The organism is Aquimarina rhabdastrellae, assembly GCA_947387485.1.
In the GTDB taxonomy this organism is placed as follows: domain Bacteria; phylum Bacteroidota; class Bacteroidia; order Flavobacteriales; family Flavobacteriaceae; genus Aquimarina.
Window position 1 is genome coordinate 75,442 of the sequence record CANDNT010000015.1, and the last position, 9,907, is coordinate 85,348.

Here is a 9,907-nt window from a genome sequence, read left to right on the forward strand (position 1 = left end):
TTTTAAAATGAAATTATATAAATATATCGTAAGTTTTTTTGAGAATTAGGATTTTTTTTGAACTAGGGATCATGCAAATTTGTAGCAACAAACAAAACAAATAATCATCAAAATTAAAGAACATGAATTACGAATTTAATAAGGACACAACAGAAGAAGTTCAAGTAGAGAAAAAAACAAAACCAGTAAATGAAGTATTGCAGAAACAAAAGCCTACAGCTGCATTTATATCTGCATCATGGGCAGCTCTAGCTATAGGGATGGTTTCTTATTGTATAGGATTATGGAATGCAGCTATGGAACTTAATGAAAAAGGATATTATTTTACTGTATTATTATTAGGATTATTCTCTGCTGTTTCTGTACAGAAAAGTGTGAGAGATCGATTAGAAGGAATAAAAGTGACAGAAATATATTATGGAATTAGTTGGTTTACCACTATAGTTTCGTTGATTTTATTAATAGTAGGATTAAGAAATGCAGATATGCTGTTGAGTGAAAAAGGATTTTATGGTATGGCATTTACACTTAGTCTTTTTGCAGCTATAGCTGTACAGAAAAACACGAGAGATAAAAAATATGTAGAAGAATTAGCATAGAAGAATCAAAAGAAGGCATATCACATGCCTTGTTTTGATGATCATTTGAGGCAGTTGTATTGTTTCAACTGCCTTTAACGTATCTTTAGAAATAACAAAATCATAAAAATAACTAGAGTTATGGATTCAAAACTAAGAAAAGAAATAACACTTTTGGTTAAAGAAAAAGTGATCTCTGCAGAAGTTGGTGAAAAAATAACAGCATATTATCAATCACAATCATCAGGAAAAACGAATAGATTAATGTTGCTTTTTGGAGTTTTTGGCGCATTATTAATAGGGTCAGGAATTCTCTTGATGCTAGCACATAATTGGGATCAATTATCCAAAATGATAAAAACCATAATAGCGTTTGTTCCGTTGTTGATAGGACAACTTGCAGTAGGATTTTCATTAATTAAAAATAAAAGCCGTGCTTGGAAAGAGAGCTCTGGAACCTTTCTGTTTTTTGCTGTAGGAATTAGTATGAGTCTGATTAGTCAGATATATCATATAGAGGGAGAGCTTAGTGGTTTTTTACTCACTTGGATACTATTGTGTTTACCCTTGATATATATATTAAAATCACATGCAGTTACGCTTTTGATACTTTGCATAAGCACATTTTATGCATTTGATATAGGATGGGAAAAACCTTTTAAAAACTCATGGACTTATGTCGTGATATTTCTAGCAATAATGCCTCATTATATTCAAACTGCAATACAGCAAACAAAAAGTAACATCATGACCATATATAATTGGGCGATACCTATAATAATGAGTGTGGTAATGATAAGCTTTGTAAAGCGTTTTGAAGGAAACCTTGTTTTTATGTATATCGCTCTGTTTGGTGTTTTTTATAGTATAGGAACCTTATGGAAGTATTATAGTGAACAGCGAACATTAAGAAATGGGTATTTGATAATAGGATCTTTGGGTACTGTAATCACATTTATGATATTATCTTTTGAAGAAGTATGGAAAGATATTTCACATTTTAAAGGGGATGAGATGGCAGATATGATAATGAGTTGGGGATTATTTGCAGTAGGAATAGCTCTTGTAGTTTTCATTGCATACAAGAAGAAGATAAACTTGTTTCATTTGGCCAGTTTAAGTTATGTTGTATTACAGGTATTTCCTAGCTCAATAGCGTTATTACTACTTAATTTATTTGTTTTAGCATTAGGTATTAATGCTATATGGCTAGGAGTACAAAAAATGAATTTCGGAATTCTCAATTACGGAATGTTAATTATAGCGGTATTGATCAGTTGTCGTTTTTTTGATAATGAGATTAGTTTTATAGTAAGAGGAATTGTATTTATACTAATAGGGATAAGCTTTTTTATAGCAAATTATAAAATGAGTAAACTTAAAAAATAACAAGACATGAAAAGAAATATAAAATATAGCATAGTCCTGTTTTTTATTATAGGAGTTTTACAATGGATAGTACCTATGCAAATGGTTTTTAAGAGCGAAAATATCTTAAAAAAAGGAACTGCATATAAATTTAAAACTAGACCTATAGATCCTACAGATCCGTTAAGAGGAAAATATATTACATTAAACTATGAATTAGACTATATAAAGACAGCTGACAGTAGTTTTGTATGGAATCAAGAAGCTTACTTAGAAATAGAAAATGATACTTTAGGATATGTAAAAGGAAAAACTATTTCGCATCAACCTTTTACAGGTAATAAAGACTATATAAGAGTAAAAGTAAAAAGGTATAATAAAGGCTCACAAAAATTGTATTTTGATATGATTAATGATCGTTTTTATATGGATGAAAATAAAGCCTATGATGCCGAGTTAGCATATAGAAAAGTAACCAGAGATAGTTTAAAAACAGCTTATGCTTTAATATATGTATACAATGGGGAAGGAATAATAGATCAAGTTATATTAGACGGAGTGCCAATAGAAGATTATGTAGAATAAAGTCTGTTAAAAACAAAAGTGGATCATATTAAATACACAATCCACTTTTGATAAACAACATCAATCTTTTGCTCATAATTCTACTTTCGGGGAGAAAAGTATAAAGATGAACCACTGATATGAGATAGAATGAGTGTGTTTACAATAGTAAGCTTAGTTGAGATAGTTTTTATTGTATGGGGGTTCTCAAATAGTTTTTTATTAACTATATATTCTATATGTCATATCTGATAGCGAATCTACGTAAGAATAATAAACTGTTAAATGACATGGATCACAATGTGTACTTTGTCACAAAAATAGAACATGAAGAAAGTAAAAAGAATGAGCTATAGTTTTTGGTATAAGTTTTTGATTTATAGTAGTGTTAATAGAAGAGTTATAACAAAAACCTTAAAATATAATTAATCAATATTAACAAATGATTAACTAAAAAAGAATAAATATTTAACAATTAAAAAAACGCTTGAGTATATCCAAGCGTTTTTTTGATAATAATTAAGTGAAATATAACTTAACCTATATGTTCAACAAAAAGACCATCATCAGTCTTTTCAACTTTAGCAAGTTTATTTTTAGTAAGACCTTTTATGGTTTTATCCCATTTTTTATTGCTTAAACCAGATTGAGATTTAAGTTCATTAAGATCCATACGATTATTTGATTTAAGAATAGCTAGAACTGCTTTTTCTTCATCAGTTAATGCTATTTGTTTGCGTTCAGGCTTCATTTGAGGGAAGAATAAAACTTCTTGAATAGAAGGATTATTCGTTAAGAACATAATCAAACGATCCATTCCTATTCCAAGTCCAGAAGTAGGAGGCATACCATATTCTAAAGCGCGTAAGAAATCATGATCGATAAACATAGCTTCGTCATCACCTCTATCAGCTAGTGCTAATTGAGCTTCAAAACGCTCACGTTGATCAATAGGATCATTTAACTCAGAATAAGCATTGGCAATTTCTTTACCACAAACCATAAGCTCAAAACGCTCAGTAAGTTCTGGATGTTCTCTATGTTCTTTAGTTAAAGGACTCATCTCTTTAGGATAATCAGTGATAAAAGTAGGTTGGATATAATTACCCTCACATTTTTCACCAAAGATTTCGTCAATTAATTTTCCTTTACCCATAGTATCGTCAACTTCGATTCCCATACCTTTTGCAGCTTCACGAAGTTCTTCTTCAGATTTACCAGTTATATCAAAACCTGTAAATTCTTTGATAGCATCGGTCATAGTCACTCTACGATAAGGAGCTTTAAAATCAATATCATGATCTCCAAAAGTAGCTTTTGTAGTTCCATTTACAGCAATAGCGCAATGCTCTAATAACTGCTCTGTAAACTCCATCATCCAATTGTAGTCTTTATACGCAACATAAATTTCCATTGCTGTAAACTCTGGATTATGAGTACGGTCCATTCCTTCATTACGGAAGTTTTTAGAAAACTCATATACACCATCAAATCCACCTACAATCAAGCGCTTTAAATATAACTCATTTGCGATACGCATGTATAATGGAATGTTTAAAGAATTGTGATGTGTAACAAAAGGTCTTGCAGCAGCACCTCCTGGTATAGGTTGTAATACAGGAGTTTCTACTTCAAAATATTCACGGTCATTAAAGAATTGACGCATAGCGTTAAATAACTTAGTACGCTTTACAAAAATATCTTTAACATGAGGATTTACAACCAAATCGGCATAACGTTGTCTGTAACGTAATTCTGGATCATTGAATTCGTCATAAGTATTTCCGTCTTTATCTGTTTTAGGTAAAGGAAGCGGTTTAAGTGACTTACTTAAAAGCGTAAAATCTTTTACCATTACAGTAATTTCACCAACTTTTGTAGTAAATAACTCTCCTTCAATACCAATGATATCACCGATGTCTAATAATTTTTTATAAACATCATTATATTTAGATTTATCCTCAGCAGTACAAATTTCATCTCTATTAAAGTAAACTTGTATACGTCCTTCAGCATCTTGTAACTCAGCAAAAGAAGCAGAACCTTGAATACGTCTAGACATTAATCTACCCGCAATAACTACCTGTTTACCTTCTTTATAATCCTGTTTAATCTGTTTAGAATTAGTGTCCACCGGATATAAAGCGGCTGGATAAGGATTGATACCTAAATCTCTTAATGAAGATAGTTTTTCTCTGCGTATTAGCTCTTGTTCTGATAGCTGCATAATTACTTTATTTTTTAAGCGAGCAAAGATACAAAGTAAGTCGCAATGATTCAAGAAAGAAGGAAGCTTAACATAAGCTTATTTTTATAAGCATGTTATGTTTTAACAAAAGAAACTGATTGTAACAAAATAAAACAAAAATATACCTATATAATAGAAACTATTGCATAGTGCAAGTAGTAGATTAATTATATATTTGTAAGTAAAATAAAATGAGTTTTTGGAGAGTAATATTAGCGATTTTTTTTCCGCCATTAGCAGTACTAGATAAAGGGTGTGGATCTGTATTAATAGTTTTATTATTAACATTATGTGGTTGGATTCCTGGAGTAATAGCAGCTTTGGTGATTTTAAATAATCCAGATAGATAAAGATAAGTCATATTAAAATCAAAAAATAGAATACGTTAAATCATGAAAAAGTTTGTAATACATATTATATCAGTTTTGGTAACTATAGTTACGTTCACAAGTTGCGAAATTGTACAGGAAGTTAAGTTTGAAGAAAACGGAAGCGGGACATACAGTCTAGGGTTTGATATGAGTGAGATGATGAAGATGGGAGCAAACAAACCTTCAGAAAAAGAAGAATATAAAAAACAAATAGATACGCTGATAGATTTTGAAGAATATATCATAGAGAAAAAAGATAGTATTCAAAAATTAAGCAAAGAAGAGCAAAAGAAGATTGAAAATCTAAAAGACTTCAAATTGTATTTAAAATCAGATACGCTTACGAATCAATTAGTAATGAAAATAGCCTATGATTTTAAAAATATAGAGGATATAAAAGATTTCAGTAAGAAATTAGGAAATCAAAACATAAAAGAACTACAATTATTCACAAAACAGATACAAGGAAACCAAGGACAGCAAAAATCACCATTACCAGATTTTAATGAAGTTTTTGAAACTAAATTTTCCAAGACTACTTTTTCTAGTAAAATAACACAGAAATCACTTGAAGATGCCCAGAAGAAGAAGGATACTACGATGACAAAAGATAATCCCATGGCAAACCTTATACGATTTAAACAACGTTTTGTTTTTCCGTATAAAATAAAAAAAGTGAGTAATGAAAATGTTCGAATTTTGCCAGATTTTAAAGGAGTAGAAATAGAGGCTAATATGTACGAAATGAATAATAACCCTAAGTTTTTTGATATCGCGATAGAATTTGAAAATGAATAAAGAAATAATATTAGAAGAATTAGGTCTTAAAGACTATAAAGAAACTTGGGAGTATCAAGAATCTTTGTTTAAAAATATACTTGATATTAAAGTAAAAAATAGAAGAGAAGATGCAGGACTAGAAACGCCTAACCATTTTCTTTTTGTAGAACATCCGCATGTCTATACACTTGGTAAAAGTGGAAATATGAGCAATTTGTTACTTAACGAACAACAATTAACAGAAAAAGGAGCTACTTTTTATAAAATAAATAGAGGAGGAGATATTACATATCACGGACCTGGACAAATTGTGGGATATCCTATTTTAGACCTAGATAACTTTTTTACAGACATACATAAGTACTTGCGCTTTCTAGAAGAAATGGTAATTAGTACCTTAAAAGAGTATGGGCTTCAAGCAGTACGTAGTGAAGGAGAAACAGGAGTGTGGTTAGATGTAGGAACACCGTTTGCACGAAAAATATGTGCAATGGGAGTAAGAGCTAGTCGATGGGTAACCATGCATGGTTTTGCACTTAATGTTAATGCAGATTTAGGATATTTTGATAATATAATTCCGTGTGGAATAAAAGGGAAAGCAGTGACTTCACTTAATGTAGAGTTAGGAGTAAAAGAAGTACCTATAGAAGAAGTAAAACAAAAACTACTTAAGCATTTTGAACGTTTATTTGAAGCTGAATTTATAAAATAAAATCAGTAATAAAAATATAAAATCACCCCTTAAAGAGGTGATTTTTTTTGATAAAAGAAATTTATGAAATTAAACAATATTCCTTGTAAGATATTTCTGCAATGTTTTTATCAGTAATAAAAAAAACATAAATTTATAGAGGTATAATATCATAGCGATAATCGATATTTTTCTTAATCAAAAAAATAAGGTTACTCTAATCACGTAGTCTAAAGATTATGATCATAGATATGATATGGACTAAATAAAAAATCAAAACTTAAATCAAAATTATAATGGTTTCAGCAAAGCTATTTGTGCTAAAGCAAGAAAGAGAACTTTTATGGATTGATACAAATTATTACAGAGAAATTAGCCATGTAAGCGGTAGACCAGCTACAGAAGTAATGGGTGGTTTGCTTAGGTGTAGTTTCACTCCAGAAAGAGGCGATGATATTTTTTTGAATTGGATGCTAAAAGATTCTACAGATGATTCCGGTCAAGAAAAAGATAAAATGGAAGAAGGTAAAATCTGTTTTTACGAAAAAGGATTTGATTATCCAGCAACCAAAACTTACAAATTTAATGATGCCTTTTTAATAGCATATGAAGAAACGTTTTCTACTATATATGGGATGCAAGCAGTACTTACAATTTCACCAGGAATTCAAGACTACGGAGCATACTTTTTAAAACGATGGAACGTAAGCCACGTCTCAAAAGAAAACGAACCATATGCTCCACAAGAAGAAAAGAAACCAGAAGTCTTAAAGTGTTATTATACAGATCTAGAAGGAAATAAAAAAGCCAGTCCAATAACTGGAGAAGAAATCTATGTAGTACTTGAAACAAGAAATGCCATAGGAGAAACTATTGATATTGATTTGAGTAATCATACCAAGGATTTTATTTACAACAATGAAATAATTGAAAATGATATAATTAAAGATTATATCGTTAATAGCAATGTAGAAAAAATTAAGGTAAGGGTTATTGCTCAGCAAGAAGGAGATAGAGATTCTATAAAAAATTAAAACTATGGCAACATTAGCAACAAAACCAAGTAACATATTAAGTATAAAATATCAAAAAGTTACAAAAGCATATTTAGCCGAAAAAGAAATTACTGGATCAGAAAAATCAGGAGAACATCATTCTTATACATTTAAAGGAAATAATAATACGGCGGATACTGCTAGAAAAAAAAGAATAGCTAAAATTATATACGATAATATAAAACCTACACTAGATAAACAAAATCAAGCTACAACAAAAGAAGAAGTAGAAAAGGCATTAACACAAGATAGTTATAAGAAAGGAGATTGTGTAGAAATACCATTGATAAAACCAATAGTAAAGTTTAATAAATTAACTACAGCAAATCTGGGGAAAGAGGTATATATAGTGATTCAGACAGAACACATGCAAGAGCGAGAAATAAAAATGAACCTAAAACAGGGTAAAGAAAAAGTATTTACCGATGTAGAAGAACCTATATATGTTACTCAAGATGGACAAGCAAAATTTAAATTTACAGCGGTAGTAGGAGAATTTAGTAAAGAAAAAACGGTAGCCAATGCAGATGATTTTATAGACTACGCAATTGCAAAAATCAAGCTAGGATCTACTAATTCAGATAAAAATAAAGAATATGAAAATGCATTAAAGAAAACTAAAGAAGGAAAAACATATTTATTTATAGCAATGGATGCAGAACCAGAAGATCAAAATTGGTTTGAGGTAAAATATGAAGAAATTTTTGACAATAGACCTAATCTTTGGTATTACGGAGAAGGAAATTGGTTTGAAATAGAGAAAGCAGGATTATTATTTCCATTTAAATCCATACCACTAAATCATCCAGAAGGATTTAAAAATGATAATTATAAGCCATACGATTATACACTTCATGAAACAAAAGCACCAACATTTGGATATAAGAGAGGTTCTAGTAGAATTCATGCAGCTAGAGATTTGTATTATGAAATAGGAGAACCTATTTATGCAATAGATGATGGTGTTGTTAAAAATGTATATAGTTTTTACTACGATACATGGGCAATAGAGATCGAACATGAATATGAATATAAATCTGGATATAAGTTATATGTTAGATATGGTGAAGTAAGTAAAAATAATATAAAAGTTAAAAAAGGAGATATAGTTAAAAAAGGGGATAAAATAGCAGAGATAGGACTACTTGTACCTAATATTATGCAACCAGGAACAGATAAAAGGGGAATGTTGCATATTGAAATGTATACAGGAGAAGCAAAGGGTAATTTAACTAATAAAACGATTAAGTATAGTGAAATGATGTATGCTAAGTCATCTAAGTATTCAAAAAATAGAAGTTTTCAAAGAAGAAAAGATTTGATAGATCCTCTACCGTTATTAAAAGAAATGTTTAACAATTCTAAAGCCAAAAAGATTATTAAATAAAAGCATGAAAGAAATAGTATATATCATTTTTACAATAATAGTATTTATTAGTTGTAAACAAACAATTCAACAAGAAGTTGTTAAGGTAGAAAAAGAAGAAGCAAAAGTTGAAAAGGAAATAAAAATTGAAGAAAAACAAGATGAAGTAGTTGTTGAAGTAGAAAGAGATCTTAACTATAAAGAGCTTTTGAATAAAAATATGATAGGGATATTGGCTATAGATCAAAAAGAAGAGTTGTCAAAAAAATATAGTCTGGACGTGTCTAGTGCTTGTTACTCCTGTGATATGGCAAATCTTACTTTTACAGATAAGAAAATAGTATTAGAAAATGTATGTGAATCGTCAGCAAAAATATCTTTTACTATAGATAATATGCGACAAGAAGGGAACATATGCAAAATAAGTTTTAAGCAACAAGAAGAACTTGTGATTATGAGTATTTCTAAGCTAGAAGATATTTCTGTTTATAGTATTCAACTAAGTAATAATTTCAAACAAATAGATGATTTATATATCAAGAGTATATATACTAATAAAGAAACATTAAAAACATTCGAAATACACGATTGCGGCGAATTTGAAGGGTAATATAAAATAAGGATATTATAAAATAAAGAATTGAGCATTTAACACAATATTGTTAAGTGCTCAAAATTTATCTACTAGATAAATTATTTACCAAAGAACAAAAATTAGTAATAGGAAAAAAACTAACAGAAATATAATATAACCCGTGGTGCATTTGAAGAAAGTTGTGCAAACTACTAAATAGCAGTAAATTGAAGTAACGACACTTTAATTTATATGCACAACTTTAGCGTAAATTTCGAGAAAATAATGGGTGTTTTGAAAAAATTGGAGGTA

10 protein-coding genes are annotated in these 9,907 nt (G+C 29.6%); 9 read left to right on the top strand and 1 reads right to left on the bottom strand.

The window, feature by feature from the left end; genetic code table 11:
- Positions 1-122: 122 nt before the first annotated feature.
- From yiaA to ACYEKI_RS17575, 3 genes are all read left to right on the top strand, one after another.
- Entirely contained in the window at positions 123-599 is a 477-nt protein-coding gene (gene yiaA, locus ACYEKI_RS17565) for an inner membrane protein YiaA (RefSeq protein ID WP_459212516.1), read from the top strand.
- Positions 600-719: 120 nt separating this feature from the next.
- On the top strand, positions 720-1,967 hold the full coding sequence (locus ACYEKI_RS17570; RefSeq protein ID WP_459212517.1) for a DUF2157 domain-containing protein: 1,248 nt from the start codon (positions 720-722) through the stop codon (positions 1,965-1,967).
- Between the two features lie 6 nt (positions 1,968-1,973).
- Positions 1,974-2,531, top strand: a complete 558-nt coding sequence (locus ACYEKI_RS17575) for a GDYXXLXY domain-containing protein (protein WP_459212518.1) — start codon at positions 1,974-1,976, stop codon at positions 2,529-2,531.
- A 514-nt stretch (positions 2,532-3,045) separates the two neighbouring features.
- On the opposite strand, the gene lysS is transcribed toward ACYEKI_RS17575, so the two are convergent.
- On the bottom strand, positions 3,046-4,737 hold the full coding sequence (gene lysS / locus ACYEKI_RS17580) for a lysine--tRNA ligase (protein WP_459212519.1): 1,692 nt from the start codon (positions 4,735-4,737) through the stop codon (positions 3,046-3,048).
- A 212-nt stretch (positions 4,738-4,949) separates the two neighbouring features.
- Between lysS and ACYEKI_RS17585 the strand changes: the two genes are divergently transcribed.
- The 6 genes from ACYEKI_RS17585 (at position 4,950) to ACYEKI_RS17610 (ending at position 9,631) form a co-directional block, all read left to right on the top strand.
- Positions 4,950-5,108, top strand: a complete 159-nt coding sequence (locus ACYEKI_RS17585; protein WP_459212520.1) for a YqaE/Pmp3 family membrane protein — start codon at positions 4,950-4,952, stop codon at positions 5,106-5,108.
- Positions 5,109-5,150: 42 nt separating this feature from the next.
- A complete protein-coding gene (locus ACYEKI_RS17590) occupies positions 5,151-5,927 on the top strand; it encodes a hypothetical protein (protein ID WP_459212521.1) in 777 nt (258 codons plus the stop codon).
- Entirely contained in the window at positions 5,920-6,621 is a 702-nt protein-coding gene (gene lipB, locus ACYEKI_RS17595) for a lipoyl(octanoyl) transferase LipB (protein ID WP_459212522.1), read from the top strand. Before ACYEKI_RS17590 ends, lipB begins: the two co-directional genes overlap by 8 nt.
- Before the next feature lie 275 nt (positions 6,622-6,896).
- Positions 6,897-7,634, top strand: coding sequence for a type VI secretion system tube protein TssD (gene tssD, locus ACYEKI_RS17600; RefSeq protein ID WP_459212523.1), 738 nt, complete (start codon positions 6,897-6,899; stop codon positions 7,632-7,634).
- Positions 7,635-7,638: 4 nt separating this feature from the next.
- Positions 7,639-9,042 (top strand): M23 family metallopeptidase, encoded by a 1,404-nt coding sequence (locus ACYEKI_RS17605; RefSeq protein WP_459212524.1) that lies wholly within the window; start codon positions 7,639-7,641, stop codon positions 9,040-9,042.
- Between the two features lie 4 nt (positions 9,043-9,046).
- Entirely contained in the window at positions 9,047-9,631 is a 585-nt protein-coding gene (locus tag ACYEKI_RS17610) for a hypothetical protein (protein WP_459212525.1), read from the top strand.
- Positions 9,632-9,907 lie beyond the last annotated feature (276 nt).

Bases quoted from the DNA above. Each gene is read 5' to 3' on its own strand.
- yiaA (WP_459212516.1), top strand. From the start codon at position 123: ATGAATTACGAATTTAATAAGGACACAACAGAAGAAGTTCAAGTAGAG.
- ACYEKI_RS17570 (WP_459212517.1), top strand. From the start codon at position 720: ATGGATTCAAAACTAAGAAAAGAAATAACACTTTTGGTTAAAGAAAAA.
- ACYEKI_RS17575 (WP_459212518.1), top strand. From the start codon at position 1,974: ATGAAAAGAAATATAAAATATAGCATAGTCCTGTTTTTTATTATAGGA.
- lysS (WP_459212519.1), bottom strand. From the start codon at position 4,737: ATGCAGCTATCAGAACAAGAGCTAATACGCAGAGAAAAACTATCTTCA.
- ACYEKI_RS17585 (WP_459212520.1), top strand. From the start codon at position 4,950: ATGAGTTTTTGGAGAGTAATATTAGCGATTTTTTTTCCGCCATTAGCA.
- ACYEKI_RS17590 (WP_459212521.1), top strand. From the start codon at position 5,151: ATGAAAAAGTTTGTAATACATATTATATCAGTTTTGGTAACTATAGTT.
- lipB (WP_459212522.1), top strand. From the start codon at position 5,920: ATGAATAAAGAAATAATATTAGAAGAATTAGGTCTTAAAGACTATAAA.
- tssD (WP_459212523.1), top strand. From the start codon at position 6,897: ATGGTTTCAGCAAAGCTATTTGTGCTAAAGCAAGAAAGAGAACTTTTA.
- ACYEKI_RS17605 (WP_459212524.1), top strand. From the start codon at position 7,639: ATGGCAACATTAGCAACAAAACCAAGTAACATATTAAGTATAAAATAT.
- ACYEKI_RS17610 (WP_459212525.1), top strand. From the start codon at position 9,047: ATGAAAGAAATAGTATATATCATTTTTACAATAATAGTATTTATTAGT.